We start from the raw sequence: 18,408 nt of genomic DNA, 5'->3' as shown, positions 1-18,408 counted from the left end.
AACAAGAATTTAAGTTTGTAGCGAACAGGGAGAAAGATATGCCTAATGAAATAGAGGAATTAAACGTTAAAGAGAGCCGAATGGAGTTCGACTACTGGCTGCAACAAGACGTTTTTTCATTCCAGTGGTGGGTTATCGTCATTGTTAATCTGGTAGTTTTTGCGCTGCTGCTGATCTTAATAGATCGCAAAAGGACACTCAGCACCGTATTAGCTTTTATGACGGCATTTATTATTGTCGGGGCTGTCGACCAAATCGGCAAGTTTTTCGACTTGTGGCGTTACCCGCATCAGCTAATCCCATTTACTGAGAACTTAAATGCCGTCGACTTTTTTGTGGTTCCCTCTATTTTTGCCTATTTGTATCAGAGGTTTTCCAGCTGGAAGTCATTTCTGATTGCTGATGTAGTGGCTTCGCTAGTCATTTCGTATATCGGTGAGCCCCTCTTCGTATCCCTCGGTATGTATCAGCTTATGAGATGGTCCTATTGGCAGTCGTTCATCGTATTAGTTCCCATTGCAATTCTGGTAAAGGGATTCGTTGACCTGACTCAGAGCAACGTGCTCCATTTTAACGTCGATCGGGAATTGGTCATCAATTTTAATGCCAGGAACAAAAAGAAAATAAGATGAATAGAGAGCTCCACAAGACTGCTCTTTAATTGGAGATGACATTATGATAAAGCAAGCAGACTCCATAAGCTCATCAGAGCTCGGGACACTTTGGCTTACCTATCAGCAAAAGACACTCATTCTTCGAGTGTTGGATTACTTCATAGCGAAAACGGATGATCATGAAGCAAGAAATATTATGGGTGGCTTATGGCAGGATCTCGATCATTATGTGAATAAAATCATCAACTTGTTTGAAAATCAAGGCATTGTCGTACCTGTTGGTTTTACCAAAGGGGATGTCAATTTAGAGGCGCCGAAACTGTACGACAATGGATTTGATATCATGTTTCTTCGCATTTTGAAAGAAATAAGCATGGGCATGTATACGCTCAATTTAAATATGTCCTACCAAGGCGAGGTGATGGATATTTATGAGGGGTTAACCGTCATTACTCAAAATATCTATAAAAGATCGACCGAATATCTGCTGAAAAAAGGGATTCTCACGACGCCGCCCAAAGTGACGATGCCTATTGCCAATGAGTTTATTGAGAGCAAAGACTATTTAAGCGGATTCAATCTCTTTGGGGATAAAAGGGCTTTAAATACAATCGAAGTCGGCATTCTGCATCATGGGATTGAGACAAACAATGTGGGGTTGCAGCTCATTTCAGGCTTTGCCCAATGTGCGAATACCCCGGAAGTAAAGGAATATTTTGTGAAGGGCATGGAACTTGCAAAGAAACAAATTACAACCTTTGAAGATATCCTCCTTCAGAGCAATATTCAGCTCTCGGCCACTTCTGGGAGTACCGTAACAACTTCGACAATGGCCCCTTTTTCAGAGAAACTTATGATGTTTTGCATTCACCTGCTTAATACGTTCGGCATGGTCAGCAGCAGTTTTGGCACTATTTTCACGTTGCGAAATGATTTGAATTTAAAGGCAGGACTACTTGCCAAGGATATCTATGTCTATACCCACGATGGCATTAAGCTGATGATTAAACATGGTTGGTTGGAGGAACCGCCGCAAATGGAGGACCGCAAACAACTGATCAAGCAGTAAAAACAAATAAAGAAGAGACCCCTATGACAAAAGATGAACTTGAGAAAATTTTATGGAGCATCGCACTGCCAGGATTCCCTCAACTTTTGGATGGCAAGATTGCAAAAGGCGTTCTTTTCATTGGATTAGAAATATTAATCAATGTTCAATCCAATTTTAATACAGCTATCATGTTAAGTTTTCAAGGGAAAATGGAGGAAGCAGCGCAGCTATCCAATTATCAATGGCTAATGTTTTATCCTTGTCTCTATTTCTTTGCTATGTGGGACGCTTATCGCGATGCGATTGGTGAAAAAAGGCCATTCATGTATATACCGTTCGCTTTCTCTGCCTACTTGGTTACGGTCGGTGTGATGTATTCCACAACATTCCGTATAAAAAATGTGCTGCTAGGCCCTATATGGCTTCCTATGATTTGCGCGCCAATTGGTTTAGGGGTCGGGTTCATGTTGATGAAAGTAACGAAGCGATTTATACGGTCCGAAGATCAGAAGTAAGGAATAGTCCATTGCTAAAAGACCGGCTCACAGGTATGAGGCGGTCTTTTATTCGTAGATTCATTTAATTGGAAAAAGGCAGCGTTATTTCGATGAGAGTGCCTTTGTTGACTTCACTTTCAACTTTGATTTTACCGGCGTGATTTTCTATGATTTTTTTGCTGACCATAAAACCCAGGCCGGTTCCATTTTCTTTGGTTGTATAAAAAGGTTGACCTAGCTTGGAGAGAGTTTCTTTGGGAATTCCGCAGCCTTGGTCAGCTAGACGAATCATCATCTCTTGATCATTTTCACTACTGACTTCAAGCGTTATTTTACCGCCATCACGCATGGATTCAATGGAATTTTTGATAAAATTGATAAATACTTGCTTCAACTGATTTTCATCGCAGTACAGATGTGTAGCTCCCGGCTTGAATTCAGCCAGAAATTCAACATTGTTCAGGATCGCTTGTGAATCCAAAAGCGTCATAACCTGGCTCAGCAGCACCCGAATATCTTTTCTCTCAAATTTAATTGATTGCGGCTTCGCCAGTATTAACAGTTCGCTTAGAATCAATTCGATCCGTTCGATTTCGGACGTCATGATATCGAAATAGATGGGTTTTTCTCCAAACCCTGACTTCATCAATTGAATGAACCCTTTAATGGACGTTATAGGATTCCTGATCTCATGAGCGATACCAGCGGCTAACTGCCCGGCTACGGATAATTTCTCGGAATTTTGAAGGTGTTCTTGGGCAATTTTCCACTCTGTAATATCCCTGAAGATCACGGACCAACCAATCTGTTTCCCTTTCCCGTCTAGAATAGGCGAAGCGGTCAATAACACGTTCACCAGATTCCCATTTTTATGCAACCGTTTCGTTTCGACACCATTGACGGACCGCCCGGTCTGCACTTGCTCACGGCTATGCTTGAACTCCTCTGAACATTCAGGAGGAATGAAGGGGAGGAGATGTAATTCAACGCCAATGACTTCTTCCTTCGACCACCCGAAAATATGGACAAATGCTTCATTTACCCGCTGAACAAAACCTTCGTTATTAAAAATTAGAATGGCATCCGCATTATTTTCAATAAATGATTCCAATTGCTCGGTTTTCGCTTTCAGATCCTCTTCGGCTAACTTTCTTTCCGTAATGTCCTTAATTTGCGTTATAAAATATAAGGGCTGTCCACTTTCGTCCTTCATGCAATTGATAGCCAATAATACCCATACGGTGTAACCATTTTTGTGGATAAATCGTTTCTCCATTTGGAAATTATCCATTTTGCCATCTAAAATTTGATCCCTTATATCCCACGTTTTGTCTATATCATCCATTTGAAGGATGTCTTGAATCGTCATGTCAAGGAAGTCTGATTCCGTATAACCCGTAATTCGGCATAACGATGCATTCACTTTCAGCCATTTTCCTTGCATGGAGAGTAAAGCTATGCCAATCGGGGAGTATTTGAATACTTGAGAGAACAGTTCGGGCTGTGAAACATCCAAATTCTTTGCCATATATCCTCCTAAAATGACGTAAGATCCATATTAAAAGAATTGGACAAAGAGCAGTGTTTTTCCTTTTTCATTGCGCACAAAAAGCCCCTTACCCTGACAGATGGGAGAGGCTCTCGTTGTAGTTTCAGCTATTAACTTCGAATTCCCTTGTAAATAAATTCAATGACTTCTTTCTCAATCGGATAGTCGCCGACCTCTTTTTCACCAATGATCACTTCGAGCATCCCCGTATTGGAGACCGAAATCATGCTCATGCATCCAAGGATGAAACGCAAAGCATTCGATATGGATTCAAACTGAAAAACACCTTGATCCCGTCCGTTCTCCAGAATACTCTTTAATTTATTTGTAGAGTTTTGAATAAACGTAATGATTTTGTCCGCTCTTGTGCTATTCATGGCAAGTTCTTGTCTAACAATTAATGAAATTTCCCGATCCTGTTGATAAAAAGCCATCATAACCTCTAGATATTTCTGCAAATCTTGCTTGGGGTCCCCGGTTTCGGCAGAAAAGGGCAGTTTCTCGAGCGGTTCAAGAATAGCCAGAAATACGTTTTCCTTGCCTCCGAAATGATACGAAACCAGCGGCAATGATACACCGGCCTCGTCACAAATCTTTCTGACGCTTGTCCCTTCGTAACCTTGTTCGGAGAACAGCTTTTTGGCAGATATGATAATTTTTTGTTTAACATCGATTTCTTGTTTGTTCATGTAGGATTCAACTGCACCTCCGTATAACAGTTGTTAGCAACACCTGTTCTAACGAATTTTATAGGAGAATATCACAATAGTCAAACGCCTGTGATTCCTTAAAAAGGAGTGCGGGTTCTTTCATTTTTGGGAAATCGATTGTCGGAAAAATTTTCATTGACGGCTCTAATCCCGAGGTCATATAATAACGACCATAGAGTTTAACGTTTGTTAAAAACGAATGTTAAAAACAAGTGTTAAACGGAAAATAAGAAAGAGGAGAAAACATGAAACGAAAAATTATGCTGTATGTCATTTTAACCGTTATCGTTCTTGGCGGAGGCAGTATTGCCGGGTATTTCTGGTATGAAGGACAGAACTTCATCTCGACCGAGGATTCCCGACTGGCCGGCGATGTCTATAAAGTGATGCCACGTATTACAGGGAAAGTGACGTCCCTGCAGGTCGATGAAGGTGCGCATGTGCTTGCCGATCAGATTGTCGGACAACAGGATAGTAACAATTTGGCCACGAGCAGCTTGGATCAAGCGGCATTAAGATCTCCGATCGAAGGCACGGTGATCAAGACTTTGATTAAGACTGGCGAAGTGGCGTCAGTCGGCCAGGCTGTCGCGATGATTGTAGACCCTACCAAGCTATTTGTGTCAGCCAATATAGAGGAAACGGCCATCAATAAGATTCATGAAGGACAGAAAGTTGATATTAAACTGGATAATTTCCCAGGCAAGGTCTTAACAGGGAAGGTAAAAGAAATAAGCAAAGCTACCGCATCGACCTTCTCGCTGCTGCCTTCAACGAACACAAGCGGGAATTTCACTAAGGTCACTCAGCGTATTCCTATCAAAATATCGATTGAAGACAATCAAGGGCTTGACCTATTGCCGGGAATCAGCACAACCATCAAAATTCACTTGAAGAGCAATTAAACAAAGAGGAGCCAGTTCAAATGAATCGATTAAATCAATTAATAGTTCCCGCTGTTTTCGTGCTTGCTACCCTTACTGTTCTACCTGCATGCGGGGCGATTGAAGCAGAAGAATCTGGAGCGTCAGGCGTTCCTGTTCAAGTCATCAAGCTGGGGCAAGGAGCAACGGCTGGCCTGAATGGCAAAATCATTCCTGATCAGAGCATTAATATCGTTTCGAAGGCGTCCGGTAAAGTAGCTGAAGTTCGCGTGCAAGAGGGCAGCAAGGTGAAAAAGGGGGATGTGCTTGTTCAGTTGGAGACCAGCGAGTTGACCCAACAGGTTAAACAAGCCGAATACTCTTCCACCGCAGCTCAGGCTAAGCTGGCTGATACGCAAGCGGGTGCCCGTACACAAGAGATTACAGGACTCCAGAGTTCTATTCTTGCAGCGGGTGGGGCTTACCAACAGACAACAGCGGCCGTAGAGCAAGCTAAAGCAGGCTTGGATCTTGCTACGAGCAGTTATAATCGTCTTCGTAATGCGTTCGAGAGCAGTTCCAGTGTAACGCAAGATGATTTGGATAAAGGGACGCTCGACTATGAAAAGGCAAAAGCCGGTTACGAGCAGGCTTTAGGCGCACAGAAATCTGCCGAAGCCCAATTGAGAGGGGCCGAAGCCAAGCTGGAGCTTGCCAAAGTGGGCCCGACAGAAAATACGATTAAAGCGCTCCAAGCGGATGTTGAGCGGTTGAATGCTACGCTTGAGCTTGCGAATAGCGGGCTAAGCAATGCGACAATTACAGCTCCAATCGACGGAGTCATTGTGAAAAAAGGTATTTCGCCAGGTGAGTTGGCACAGGCCGGGGTGCAGATCCTCTCGCTTGTTAATATGGATCAAGTCCAAGTAGAGCTTAGTGTGATGGATAGCCAGATTACACAAGTGAAAGAAGGCATGACCGTAGAAGTGAAGGTGCAGAATGTGCCGGATAAAAGTTTTCAAGGCGTGATTTCATTCGTCAGCCCGGTAGCCAACACTAACAGCAACACATTTCCAGTTAAAGTAAAAGTCGATAACAAAGACGGTTTGTTATTTGCCGGCATGGTGGCGGAAGTCCAGCTGAATGCTGCACAGATAAGTCGTCTGGAAGTGCCGAAGAGCGCAGTGGTCAAAAAGGATCAAAAAGAATATCTGTTCACCGCAGAGGGCAGCACAGCGCATCTCGTTGAAGTGAAAACAGAAGAGAAAAACCAGGATTGGCTCTACGTGATGCCTAACGATAAGATCAAAGCCAATCAACAAATCATCGTGAAGCCTACCGATAACTTGGCTGAAGGCACGAAGGTCAAAGCCGAATAGGAGGCGCTACAATGGCTGATGAATCGGTGGTTACACAACAGAAATCAGAAGGCAATGGCCAGATGTGGCTGTCGCTGGTTGCTATCGTCACAGGTACGTTTGTCGCTGTATTGAATAGCAGCTTGATGAACGTAGCCATGAATAAATTCGTTGCCGTATTCGGCTCGGATCTCACGACCATGCAGTGGATTATTACCGGATATACGCTGGCTTCCGCCATGGTTATTCCGATGAGTGGATATTTGGGCGGAAGATTCGGCAATAAGAATTTGTTTATCTACTCTGTAGCTGGGTTTACGATTTTTTCTGTATTATGCGGTTTGGCGTGGAGCGCCAATACCATGATTATATTTCGAATTATTCAAGGGTTTGCCGGCGGCTTCATCATGCCGGTCGGGATGTCGATTATTTTCACCACGTTTCCGAAGGAAAAGACAGGTACGGCCATGGGACTATGGGGGATTGCAGCCATGGTGGCTCCCGCGCTCGGGCCGACTTTCGGCGGGTATTTGATCCAGAATTTCAGCTGGCGGCTTCTATTCTTCATCAATGTGCCGATCGGAATTCTGGCTGTCGTGCTGGGCAAGATACTTATGAAGGAATCACCTCGCACAACAGGATTAAAATTTGATACGCCAGGGGCTATCTTATCCATGACGTTCTTCGGGAGCTTGCTGCTGGCTTTGAGCAAAGGGCAGTCCGAAGGTTGGACTTCATTGTTCATCGTCAGCCTGCTATTTGTTGCTATCTGCAGTTTAATGCTCTTAATTTGGGTGGAGCTAGGAGCCAAGCAGCCTGTTCTGGACTTGAATTTATTCAAAAATGTTAAGTTTACGATTAGCGTCATCTCAGGCAGTTTGGTCATGATGGCCATGATGGGCGGAACATTTTTAGCCCCTGTGTATTTGCAAAGTATTCAAGGGCTTAATGCCATGCAGACGGGAATCCTCTTGATGCCGCAATCGATTGCCATGGCAGTGATGATGGCGATTAGCGGGAAGCTGGTTGAGAAATTCGGGGTTGTTCCCATCTGTATTGCCGGTCTGGCTGTACTCGGGATCACGACGGCGGAATTGCATCTGTTGACGGCTGATACGCCGAATCATTGGCTGAATGCCCTATTAACGATCCGTGGGATTGGCATTGGTGTTTGCCTGATGCCGCTAACCTCTGCCGGAATGAACGCAGTGGCTCCGGAACAAATTAGTAACGCTTCGCCGCTTTCCAACGTTCTAAGGCAGGTAGCGGGTTCGCTAGGCATTGCGATATTTACCGCTATCATGGGCAACCGTCAGATCGTGCATTATCAGCACATTTCGGAGAGTGTAGCTGTGGATTCCGTTATGGCAAATAACACCGTATCCGCACTCACCGGGGAGATTTATGCTTGGGCGGTAGACAGGGCTACGGCTGCCGGTGCAGCGAGTTCTTACCTTGCCGGTTTTATGCAGAAAGAAGCTTATGTCAGGTCTATTGCGGATACCTTTTACATCTCAGCCATTCCGGCTTTTATATGTATTCCTTTCGTTCTATTTTTTATTAAGAGAAAAACACCAGTTGAAATAAAAGAGTAACAGCATGAAAGAATTCATCGGGAGGCACAAGTCAATGAAAAAGAGTTTAACTGTTATAATCAGCGCGTGCATGGCCTCTAGCCTGTTATCTGTGGCTGCACAAGGTGCCGCTTCGCCTAAATCCTCTGTAGATTTCAATGATTTGGGCCAATTGGATGCGGGTACGAAAGCTAAATTTGATACCATGATTGCCGCAGGGATTTTTGATGGTGTGAGCGAGGGGGTATTTGGTCTCCATGACAAAATGAACCGTGCCCAGTTCGCGAAAGCTGCTGCCATGATTTTCAACTTGAAGGTGGACACCTTAAGCAGCACTTCCAGCTTTAGCGATGTGAGCGCTGCGGATCCGGCTAACGGCTATGCGCTTCCGTATATTGAGGCATTGAAAAAAGCCAATCTGACCGATGGGTTTGGCGAAGGCACCTATAATCCCGCTGGTGAGGTAACCAAAGAGCAATTAGCCGCATTCTTGATCCGGGGTTTGAATAAAGAGGCTGAAGTGAAACGGGATGCAGCAACGAATGATAGCACGGTATCCAGCTGGGCTAAGGGGTATGTCGCACTGGCTGTGCAAATGAATTTGATGGGGAATCAAACGGACGGTAAGTTCGGCGGAATGACGCCAGCCATGCGAGAACTATTAGTTACCTCTTCTTATGAAGCTAAGCGCCTGTATGTCCCTGTGACACCGGCTGTAGCTGAGCTTCCCGTAGAAGAGATGAAAGCTTACTATCTGACCGAAAATACGCAAGCTCAAGTGAAAAGTGTCACCCAAGAAAAATCGGCAGACGGCTGGAGAGTCGGCGTTGTCCTTACATTAACTAACACATCCGGATCAACAAACCGAATTCCCGATTATGAGCTTCGCATCCAAACGGCGGAAGGGACCGTTTATACGCTTCAAGCGAGCGCAAGCAATACTCGTTCCATACCTCCGCAGGGGAATGTGACTTTAAGCTATATGACAGAAATCGGTGTGAACAAGGATGTCCAGTTGACGAATCTTCTTTGGGTAGATGTCGATCAAAAAGTGTACCCTAAGGTAGAGAGAGTACTAGCCGATGCTAATATCAGCTCTATCATATGGCGTGGTCAAGATGCCAAAATAGACGATCCCTCCCGGTTAGGCGATTGGGGCGCAAGATTCTCCCTTCCTGGCATCCATTCCGATTTGAAATATTCTGCGGTGAAGCTGTCGAAGCAGTTTACGGGTCAAACACCGAGCTATATCGTGGAAATTCAAGCGGAAAACGAAGGAAGCTATGCGGAAACTATCCCGGATTTTACCTTGAGCGGGAAATCAGGGGGGCAATCCTTCGTCGGCAAAAGGGTGGAGGAGACGCCAATTCGTCTTGATGCTGGAGCCAAGAAGTCCCTTCATTTTGCGATTACAACCGATACGAATACGACACTGCAAGCCTTCTATGTGCTTTCACCTGAGAGCTTCTTGAAACAAGGTCAGACTGTTCCGGTTCAATATTTCACAGGACGCCTAGGATTCAGACTCCCTGCGAACGAAGGTAACGTTTCAGGAACAGCTGCAGGTAGCTATGTTTTTGGCACGCCGATCGCATTCACGCCAAGGAATGATTTCATTAATCCGAGCTTAAATATTTCGCTGGAAGAGCTGCATGTCACAGATAACGAAGAAACAGGAAATAAAACGGGAGTGGCTAAATTTAAGCTTTTCAATAAAAGCGATAAACCTATTCCGGTGCCGGCTTTTGGAGCCGAATTGGCGGGGAAAGATGGCAACGCGTACGCAGGAAAACGCCAGACAGTAAGCATTGCTGATATTGCGCCAGGGACAGGAATCGTCGTTAGCTACGGCTTCACCCTTCCAACGACGGAGCAAAGTGAACAGTTTCAATTGAATGTACAAGAAGTGTTATCAAACTCTGCCTACAAATCTACAATTGCCAGCTATCCTGTAAATGTTCAGAGTGAGAACGATCATAACAACATCTCGTTGTTTCCATTCAAGCTAAACTTGAAAAGTTGGACGTTATCGCAGTTGACTGCGATGGGGACCACTGGATTTGCCTACACGTATAAATTGAGTTTGGATATGGACATGCAGCGGGAATCCGAAGTGGTCCTGGATAATGCCTTTTCCAAGTTGAAGTTTGAATTGGTGGATGCATCAGGACGTTCGCTGGGCTCGAATTCATTTCCTTTCACCGGGGCAAATCGTTTGGTCAACGGTTCCCAAATATTGACCTTCAGCAACCTTACGCAAGACCAGGTCCAATCCAATATATCCGTTAAAGTTTATGAAACCATCCCTACGCCGACCGGTGATGTGGATAGGCTTATTGCGGAATTGAAATAGCTTGAAGGAGACGTCTTCTAATTGGAGGCGTCTTTTGTTATATAGGAGTACTATGCCAATTTGCTCATGCCAGGGGGAAGCATAGCTAACCTTAACTCTAACTCTCACCCTTATTAGTGACTGTAGGCGGATTAACTGGAATATCTACTGTTAAAAGTGGCGCGGAGTAAGTATTTAAAGAAATAACTGGAAGTTGTGCAGTTATTTCAGACGATTCGCCTCAATTCTGAAGAAACTTGAGGAATTAGCTGCATGATTTCCACCTATTAGCTTGAGAGTGGCAAAAATGAGCGAATTAGCGGTACTTTTTCCCTTTGAAATTTAAGGCTTGCCCATTTAGAGCTGCTCAGATCCAATCCATTCAGGATGTGGGGGAGCGCCTCTACTCTTGAGAGGGTTCATGGGTTTGGAGGGAACTGGCGTCCGCTATTTAGTTGAAAAGGCACACTCTCCACGTCGAAGCGGAACTATGGGCCGTTATTTTGTTGAATTCATCTGGATAACGCGCTACTGCAGACAAATAAGACCCTGTAGTTCCCATTGGGAGGGGGAAAAGCATGTTTTCCGCCAAATAGCGGACGCCAGTTCCCTTGGAAGCGCTTGGGCTGAAACTAGTGGGTGGAAACCCAATTATTCCCTTCATAGAAACGACATATAAATCAGGTGAATTGCCTTTAAATGACATTGATAATCATTTTCACTGTAGTATAATAAAGACATTGTAATAATGATAATCATTATCATTGAAAGTGTTATCGCGTACAGCACCATCAGCACCACAGCATCACCAGCAGCACTAGCATCACTAGCACCACCAGCATCACCAGCACCATCAGCAGTACTAGCATCACCAGCATCACCAGCATCACCAGCATCACCAGCATCACCAGCATCACCAGCATCACCAGCACCATCAGCATCACCAACATCACCAGCAGCACTAGCATCACTAGCACCAGCACCAACAACACTAATATCAAAGAAAAGGTGGACGAAAACATGTCACCACTAGTAATTATGGATCGCGGGGAAGCGTTAACCCTGAACTTCGCTGAGCTTCGCAACTATCACGGAAATCTGGCCTTGATGGCGATTGGGGTAGGCTTCCGCGCGGTAAAGGCAGCATTGCAAGAATTATATGGAGAAGAGTCTGTGGAGCGAAGCTCGCTCACCGTTCGCTCCGGTCATGCTGGACCGGGCTTTCGCGATGCGTTCGAATATACGACACGTGCCGTGACTCGGGGAGCTTACATCGTTGATGTGGATTATCCCGTAGCCCAATATGATCCGCACCGGGCACAGTCGTATGCCTTTGTCATTTCCGATTCACAAGGAGCTTCTGTCGAAGTGGCGCTGAAAGAGAATTTCCTGCCAGGAGTTTTCTATGACTATTTAAAAAAAGGAAGAGAAGGCACCATGACGCCTGAGGACAAAGCGACCAATGAAAAGCTGAAAGCAGACTTATGCGAGAAAGCCCTTGCGCTGCCGCAAGATGAGCTATTCGAGGTTAAACGTTTGTCATGACAAATCCTGCAACCATGACAATGGACTTTTTAATGCTGGATTCGGGGGCCATTTTCAGTGAGCAGACGGTTCGCGGAGGAGAAAGCAATCCTCGTGCCAAGGTGCTGGACCAATACGACCTGCATTCGTACGATTTGCTTGGAGCGGGGCACAAGTTCCTCATCATCGACGAGTTTATCGATCAGGAGCTCATGGCCCAGCAACGAGAACGGATTCGCGCTTTTTTAGACCAGGGCAATATTTTGTCCTTTGGCGGGCATTTGTTCCGTTCCTGGATTCCGGGGGCCTCGGCTTTTATTCCGAAAACAATACATAGCCACCATGACTATCTGGTTACAGTAGGGGATCATCCGATTTTTGAGGGTGTGCGTTCCGAAGACATTACGTATAACAAAGGGGTTGCGGGCTTTTTCAGCCGTGGTCACCATCCAGTGCCGGAAGGCGCGGAAATTCTGCTAAGGCTTGCCGGAGAAGAGCCGATTACGTATATCGACCGCCAAAGCAGCGAAGGCACCATCGTCGTCCATGCTGGCCGCAATCTGCTTAATTATCGCCAGTCAGATACGAGTACAGGCCGCATAGGGGAGCAGTTCCATCGCTTCCTGTATGAAGAGCACGAGAGGCTCCAGCAAAAGCAAAGGAGGGCCTCCGTATGAGAAAAATCGCAGTACTCTACACAGGCAGCTCGCATCAGCATCGTTCTTTTACAGAACCGAAATATCGCCAGTATATTGCCGATCTCTTGTATTTGCCGAAGCTGGCTGAAATTGATCTCCATGCGTACGACGTGCTGATCATTCCTTCGCAGATTCATCAAGGTTTGGTGACGCGTCATCTGCCGCAAATTCATGAATTTCTGAACAGCGGCAAAGTGGTAGTGGCTTTGGGCGCGCAGCCTAACGACTGGTTCAGCGGCCACAACTGGGAGCATCGACCGACGAATTTCTGGTGGTGGCTGGAGCCCGGCGCCAAAAGCGGTTTAGTGATGAGCAGTCCAAGTCACGATCTGTTCAGCCATATTCAGCTGGAGGATGCCACTTGGCATTATCACGGCGTCTTTTTCCCGGAGCAAAAAGTTGAGTCCTTGATCGATATCGAGCGGGACGGCTCCATCTTTTATGTGGATAAGCAAAGCACGCAAGGAACTCTCGTGGTGACGACGCTAGATCCGGAGTATCATTACGGTTCGTATTTTATGCCGGCTACGGAACGGTTTTTAGACGGTTTCTTGCCATGGCTGGCAACGGGTCGCATTTAATAATAGATGAGGAGAAAAGAAGGATGTTACAGACAAAAATTAAACTTACGGCGTTAACGATGGCAAGTTTACTTGCACTCCTGTCCGGATGTTCGACAGGCAAACAGGAAAGCGCTGCACCGAGCAGTTCCCCAGCTCAAGCAACTCCAGCGGCCAGCGCTGCAGCTCCTGCGGTAAAAACGGTGGATCTGCTTAAAATTGCAGGCAGCAACAACGGTTACCCGTCTCCGTTTGCTTTTAGCTCGTCGGGTCCTTTCGGCTATTTACGCAACTCATTTATTTTCGATACGCTGACTTGGAAAGATGACAAAGGCGTCATCCCGTGGTTGGGCAAATCGTGGGAGGTGTCCAGCGATGGCCTGACATACACGTTTAAGCTGGAGGAGAATGTGAAGTGGCATGACGATCAGCCGTTTACAGCGGACGATGTCGTATTCAGCTTCAACTACTACAAAACGTATCCATTTAACTGGAACGGCGACATTGGCCAAATTAATAGCGTAGAAAAAGTTAACGATTTGACGGTGAAATTTACGCTGAATAATAAATACGCCCCATTTCTTAGTGACTTAGTCGGTATTGTGCCGATCATTCCAAAGCATGTCTGGGAAAAGGTGACGAAACCGGCAGAATACCGTGATCCGGCTGCACTGATTGGAACGGGTCCGTATAAGCTGACCAAGTACGACTCCGCTTCCGGCCAGTATTTGTATACGGCGAACGATAAGTTTTTCAAAGGCCAGGTGCTTGTGAAGGAAATCGCTTATGTCACCGCATCGAATAAACTGTTGGCGCTGCAAAGCGGTGAAATTGATGAGACCTATAGTGTAAGCTACGCCGATGTTCAGACTGCGGAGAAAGCGGGACTCAAGACGATCAAGAGTGAGCCGACCGGCAGTGTCGTGCGGATTTCGTTCAATTTAGAGCACCCTCAGCTGGGTGACAAACGCTTGCGTCAAGCACTGGCTTATGCGCTTAACCGTGAAGAAATTTCGGCCAAAGTCACAGGCGGGAAGCCGATGGTTGGCAGTGCCGGTGTCGTTCCGACCGATTCCCCTTGGTATAACCCGAAAGTGAAGCAATACGGCTATGACACGGCCCAAGCGGAGAAAATTCTGGACGAGCTTGGCTATAAGAAAAATGCGAACGGGATTCGCGAGGATCTGAAGCTGAAGTTAATGACTTCCTCGGCGATGCCGGATGCGACGATGATGAAAGAGATGCTGAAGAAAGTAGGCATCGAATTAACGCTGGTTCAGCTGGATAACGCCGCATTCACTACTGCGATGGGTGAGAACAAGTATGATATTGCGATAACCGGCCATGTTGGCGCAAGCGGAGATCCGGATTATCTGCGCTTATGGTTCTCCGGCAAAGCGGCTAATGCGTATTCCTCGCGCGGTAAAAGCTTGAAGCTGGATGAGTTCCACAAGCTTGCCGATCAGCAAATGCAAGAAATGAATGAAACGAAACGGCATGAAATCGTGAACCAAATGCAGGATATTTTAGCGGAAGAGCTGCCTACGCTTGTCCTGTACCACCGCCCGTTCTATGAGATTCATAAAGCCGATAAGTTTGACGGTTGGAAAAACACGTTCGGCGGAATCGCAGACGGCATGCCGCTGTGGGAAAACAAGGCGTTCCTGATCGATGCCAAAAAATAGCAAATACCGCTCCTACCTCTTGGTTCTGGTATTTGTGATTGTACTCAATTTCTGGCTCCCCCGGTTGCTGCCTGGGGGGCCCATTGAGTCTATTGCGGGCGGCGGCGAAGACGGCGCTGTCTTTTTGACGGAGGCGCAAAAGACAGCGATGCAGCAGTATTATCATTTGGACGCTTCCCTGGGCGCACAGTTTGTTGCCTATATGAAAGGTCTTTTTACATTTGATTTCGGCTCCTCCATTTTGTATAAAGCTCCTGTGTACGACATTATTCTGGAACGTTTGCCTTGGACGTTGTTCATTCTAGGGATCGCCAGCTTGTGCTCGATCGTCATCGGGTTGCTCGCTGGGCTCTATTCGGCCTGGCGTTATCCTGGCAAAACCGACCGCAGCTTATTCTTGTCAATGCTAGGTCTAAGCACAATTCCCGAGTTTCTCATCGGTATGGTGCTGCTGATCGCCATGGCCGTCAAAGTCAAATGGTTCCCGCTGAGCGGAGCCAAAACCGCCTTTATGCGCTCGGATCTATGGCTTGATCATGCGCTGGACATTGCTCGCCATGCCGTACTGCCCGCGTTTACTTTGACGCTTGGAAGCGTAGCGAGCATCTACTTGCTCATGCGCAATGAGGCGGTCCGTGTGCGGCATGAACCCTACATTGAATTCGCATCGGCTAAAGGGATAAGGACCTCCGGCATCCTCTTCCGGCATATCGCCCGCAATGCCGCTTTACCGCTTGTCACCCTGATCATTATTCGTATGGGTGCGCTGATGGCAGGCTCCATTTTGGTGGAAACTGTGTTTGCCTACCCGGGTGTTGGGAAACTGCTGCAGGAAGCCATTTTGGGGCGTGATTATCCGCTGCTGCACGGTTTATTTTTGATGATGACACTGATTGTGTTGTTACTGAACTGGATTGCTGATCTGATTTACCCCTATCTGGATCCGCGAATTGCCGGGAATCGAGGTGTGCAGAGATGAAGTCATGGTTGGCAAAACTTACGGCGTCTCAGCGCGTGGGCATGCTATTGTTCGGTTTGATTGTCGTGTTCGCCCTTGCGGGGCCTCTGATCCACACGGCTTCTCCTTTTGCCATTGACGCAGAGCGGCTGCTGCCGCCGTCCGAACAATATTGGCTCGGGACGAACGCCATCGGACAGGATCTTTTCAGCCAGCTCATGCACGGGTCGAGAACAACGCTCTACATTGGCCTCATGGTGGCCTTGATCAGCACTTTCTTGAGTGCAAGTCTAGGCTTGTTATCCGGCTATTCCAACAGACTGGGACTGGCGATCAACGGTTTGGCGAATATGATGCTAGTACTGCCGTCGCTGCTGCTTATCCTCATTGTCGCTTCTTTTACAGGAGGAGGGACTTGGCAGCTGATTTTAACCCTAAGTTTGCTTACGTGGCCGGGTTATATGAAGCTGATTCGAGCTTCGGTGCTTTCGTTAAAAGAACGGGAGTTTGTCAAAGCCGCCCAACTTTATCAGGGGAAAACCTGGTATGTGCTGTACCATCATTTGCTGCCGTTTATTTGGCCGCTGGTGCGTACGAAATTCATTATCGCTTTCCAAACAGCGGTTGCGATGGAAGCCAGCCTGTCATTTCTGGGTGTCGGGAATCCAAGTACAGTCTCTTTAGGTAAAATGCTTCAGGACGCTTTCTCGCGCACGCAAACTTTTTTGAACGATGCCTGGCAGTGGAGTATTGTGCCGCCTGCTTTGGTCATTCTTTTCGTGACTGTTGCGCTTGCGCTGATTGGGGAAAAAGCCGTGACGGCGAATCGCAGCGGTGTAGAGCTTCCCGGTAAAGAGCGCCGGGCCAAGCGGAGGACGTCATTGCCGCAGCAGCCTGCGGGAGATCATCCATCTGCGGTGGTCGTTCGTGATTTGCAGGTAAATTATGGCGCGAAAACGATCATTTATCCTATCTCTTTTGAGGTAAAAAGGGGTCAGATCACTTCCTTGGTAGGAGAGTCTGGCTCGGGTAAAACAACGATGGCGCGCACCCTCTATGGGTTGACGCCTGCCGAATCGGTGAGTGGAAGCATTGTGGTGAATGGCCATGCCGTGTATCCTTCGGATGGGCAGCCAAGTACCCTGGAGCGATGGGGAGATGCCGCTTATATTTTTCAGGATCCGCGAAGCAGCTTTAATCCGATTATGACGCTCGGCTCGCAGTTCTATGAGACTATGCGGCTGCAAACGAGCTTAGGTGAGAAGAGGGCAGCGGCTGTTGCGGCGTTGGCGGAAGTTCAGCTTGGCGAGCATGTTTTGGCTTTATATCCGCATCAATTAAGCGGCGGAATGCTTAGCAGAGCTTTGATCGCGCTGGCGCTGGTGAATAAACCGAAGGTACTCATTGCTGACGAGCCGACGGGTGCTTTGGATCCGATTGTGAAGAGGGAAGTGTTCGACCTGCTGGTGAGCAAAGTGAAAGAGCACCAGTTGACGCTGCTTCTCATCACGCATGATTTGCCTGCGGCGCTGCATATTTCGGATGAAATCATCGTGCTGCAAGACGGTGTTCAGCTTCAGGGCGAGCAAAAACAGCGCTATTTACATAACGGGAAGCAGTTGTTTCAGCAAGCTGTTTCTGTTTAATAACTGGCAGGAGGCGAGCGCCTTGTTACACTTAGAAAAGGTGTCCAAACAGTATGGAGGCAGCCGAAAGGAGCAGGTTGTCAAGGCAGTGGATGACGTAACGTTCAGCCTGAAGGAGAACGAAATTTTCGCCTTGATCGGAGAAAGCGGCTCGGGTAAGTCGACTTTGGCCGAGCTGATCGTGGGCCTGCAGCACCCGACTAGCGGCTCGATTAAGTGGGCGAATGAGCAGAAGAACTCGCCAGTTTCAAGCATGCAGATCGTCTTTCAGAATCCGGACCGCTCCATGAATCCTTACTGGCGTGTCAAAGACATCGTCACCGAACCGCTGCGTTTGAGCGGATTGCCGCGTAAGCAAGCCTACGCCAGAGCAGAGTCGCTGCTCGGTAAGGTGAAGCTGCCCGCCGAGTTTCTGGAACGGTACCCGTTCGAGTGCTCCGGCGGGCAAAAGCAGCGAATCGCCGTGGCGAGAGCGCTCTCTATGTCGCCGCAGCTGCTGGTGGCCGATGAAATTACATCGGCGCTGGATCCTTCCACCGAGCATGAGCTGCAGCAGCTGTTGTTGTCGCTTAAGCAATCGGAAGGCATGACGATTCTGTATATTACGCATCGGCTGGAGACGATTGCCGGCTTCGCCGATCGGGTCGCCGTGATGAAGGACGGCGTCATTCAGGAGATAGGCGACACACGGTCGCTGCTCGATGAGCCAAAGACGGCGTATACGCGAGCGCTGCTGCGAGCTGGGGTTTTTGGCTAAAACAATGAAGCTGCCGATATGATCGGCAGCTT

17 protein-coding genes are annotated in these 18,408 nt (G+C 47.2%); 14 read left to right on the top strand and 3 right to left on the bottom strand.

What is annotated here, in order from left to right; all coding sequences use genetic code 11:
- Nucleotides 1-38 precede the first annotated feature (38 nt).
- The 3 genes from ACKTT9_RS28925 to ACKTT9_RS28915 are packed head-to-tail and all read left to right on the top strand — an operon-like array spanning nucleotide 39 to nucleotide 2,180.
- A complete protein-coding gene (locus ACKTT9_RS28925) occupies nucleotides 39-632 on the top strand; it encodes a CBO0543 family protein (RefSeq protein WP_407868666.1) in 594 nt (197 codons plus the stop codon).
- Nucleotides 633-675: 43 nt separating this feature from the next.
- Nucleotides 676-1,683 (top strand): DUF3231 family protein, encoded by a 1,008-nt coding sequence (locus ACKTT9_RS28920; RefSeq protein ID WP_407868665.1) that lies wholly within the window; start codon nucleotides 676-678, stop codon nucleotides 1,681-1,683.
- A gap of 23 nt (nucleotides 1,684-1,706) precedes the next feature.
- A complete protein-coding gene (locus tag ACKTT9_RS28915; RefSeq protein WP_407868664.1) occupies nucleotides 1,707-2,180 on the top strand; it encodes a hypothetical protein in 474 nt (157 codons plus the stop codon).
- A gap of 64 nt (nucleotides 2,181-2,244) precedes the next feature.
- Here ACKTT9_RS28915 and ACKTT9_RS28910 read toward each other — a convergent pair whose 3' ends face one another.
- Nucleotides 2,245-3,690 carry a PAS domain S-box protein gene (locus tag ACKTT9_RS28910; RefSeq protein WP_407868663.1) on the bottom strand — a complete coding sequence of 482 codons (1,446 nt, stop codon included), beginning with the start codon at nucleotides 3,688-3,690 and terminating at the stop codon, nucleotides 2,245-2,247.
- 131 nt (nucleotides 3,691-3,821) lie between these two features.
- Entirely contained in the window at nucleotides 3,822-4,400 is a 579-nt protein-coding gene (locus ACKTT9_RS28905) for a TetR/AcrR family transcriptional regulator (protein ID WP_407868662.1), read from the bottom strand.
- Between the two features lie 266 nt (nucleotides 4,401-4,666).
- Here ACKTT9_RS28905 and ACKTT9_RS28900 point away from each other — a divergent pair, with 266 nt between their 5' ends.
- Genes ACKTT9_RS28900 through ACKTT9_RS28885 form a run of 4 tightly spaced genes read left to right on the top strand, consistent with a single transcriptional unit; the run spans nucleotide 4,667 to nucleotide 10,569 of the window.
- On the top strand, nucleotides 4,667-5,326 hold the full coding sequence (locus ACKTT9_RS28900; RefSeq protein WP_127457017.1) for an HlyD family efflux transporter periplasmic adaptor subunit: 660 nt from the start codon (nucleotides 4,667-4,669) through the stop codon (nucleotides 5,324-5,326).
- A 20-nt stretch (nucleotides 5,327-5,346) separates the two neighbouring features.
- Entirely contained in the window at nucleotides 5,347-6,663 is a 1,317-nt protein-coding gene (locus tag ACKTT9_RS28895; protein ID WP_407868661.1) for an efflux RND transporter periplasmic adaptor subunit, read from the top strand.
- Between the two features lie 11 nt (nucleotides 6,664-6,674).
- Nucleotides 6,675-8,237 (top strand): DHA2 family efflux MFS transporter permease subunit, encoded by a 1,563-nt coding sequence (locus tag ACKTT9_RS28890; RefSeq protein ID WP_407868660.1) that lies wholly within the window; start codon nucleotides 6,675-6,677, stop codon nucleotides 8,235-8,237.
- 34 nt (nucleotides 8,238-8,271) lie between these two features.
- Nucleotides 8,272-10,569, top strand: coding sequence for an S-layer homology domain-containing protein (locus tag ACKTT9_RS28885; protein WP_407868659.1), 2,298 nt, complete (start codon nucleotides 8,272-8,274; stop codon nucleotides 10,567-10,569).
- A 770-nt stretch (nucleotides 10,570-11,339) separates the two neighbouring features.
- Here the strand turns inward: ACKTT9_RS28885 and ACKTT9_RS28880 are convergent.
- Nucleotides 11,340-11,519: a hypothetical protein gene (locus ACKTT9_RS28880; RefSeq protein WP_407868658.1), complete on the bottom strand. Its 180-nt coding sequence runs from the start codon at nucleotides 11,517-11,519 to the stop codon at nucleotides 11,340-11,342.
- A 49-nt stretch (nucleotides 11,520-11,568) separates the two neighbouring features.
- On the opposite strand from ACKTT9_RS28880, the gene ACKTT9_RS28875 reads away from it, so the two are divergent.
- From ACKTT9_RS28875 to ACKTT9_RS28845, 7 genes are read left to right on the top strand one after another with little or no spacing between them, the layout of a single operon-like run.
- Nucleotides 11,569-12,093, top strand: coding sequence for an FmdE family protein (locus ACKTT9_RS28875; protein ID WP_407868657.1), 525 nt, complete (start codon nucleotides 11,569-11,571; stop codon nucleotides 12,091-12,093).
- On the top strand, nucleotides 12,090-12,749 hold the full coding sequence (locus tag ACKTT9_RS28870; RefSeq protein ID WP_407868655.1) for a phosphate starvation-inducible protein PhoH: 660 nt from the start codon (nucleotides 12,090-12,092) through the stop codon (nucleotides 12,747-12,749). The genes ACKTT9_RS28875 and ACKTT9_RS28870 overlap by 4 nt, the downstream gene beginning before the upstream one ends.
- Nucleotides 12,746-13,351 (top strand): hypothetical protein, encoded by a 606-nt coding sequence (locus ACKTT9_RS28865; protein ID WP_407868654.1) that lies wholly within the window; start codon nucleotides 12,746-12,748, stop codon nucleotides 13,349-13,351. Before ACKTT9_RS28870 ends, ACKTT9_RS28865 begins: the two co-directional genes overlap by 4 nt.
- Nucleotides 13,352-13,374: 23 nt before the next feature.
- The gene (locus ACKTT9_RS28860) at nucleotides 13,375-15,015 is read left to right on the top strand and encodes an ABC transporter substrate-binding protein (protein ID WP_407868653.1); all 1,641 of its coding nucleotides are present in this window, start codon (nucleotides 13,375-13,377) and stop codon (nucleotides 15,013-15,015) included.
- Complete coding sequence (locus ACKTT9_RS28855; protein ID WP_407868652.1) at nucleotides 15,002-15,994, top strand: ABC transporter permease; 993 nt, start codon at nucleotides 15,002-15,004, stop codon at nucleotides 15,992-15,994. The genes ACKTT9_RS28860 and ACKTT9_RS28855 overlap by 14 nt, the downstream gene beginning before the upstream one ends.
- The gene (locus ACKTT9_RS28850) at nucleotides 15,991-17,619 is read left to right on the top strand and encodes an ATP-binding cassette domain-containing protein (RefSeq protein ID WP_407868651.1); all 1,629 of its coding nucleotides are present in this window, start codon (nucleotides 15,991-15,993) and stop codon (nucleotides 17,617-17,619) included. The genes ACKTT9_RS28855 and ACKTT9_RS28850 overlap by 4 nt, the downstream gene beginning before the upstream one ends.
- 22 nt (nucleotides 17,620-17,641) lie before the next feature.
- Nucleotides 17,642-18,376 (top strand): ABC transporter ATP-binding protein, encoded by a 735-nt coding sequence (locus tag ACKTT9_RS28845; RefSeq protein ID WP_407868650.1) that lies wholly within the window; start codon nucleotides 17,642-17,644, stop codon nucleotides 18,374-18,376.
- Nucleotides 18,377-18,408 lie beyond the last annotated feature (32 nt).

Source organism: Paenibacillus sp. P36, from assembly GCF_045866505.1.
GTDB lineage: Bacteria > Bacillota > Bacilli > Paenibacillales > NBRC-103111 > Paenibacillus_E > Paenibacillus_E chondroitinus.
This window is presented reverse-complemented; position numbering and strand designations above follow the sequence as displayed.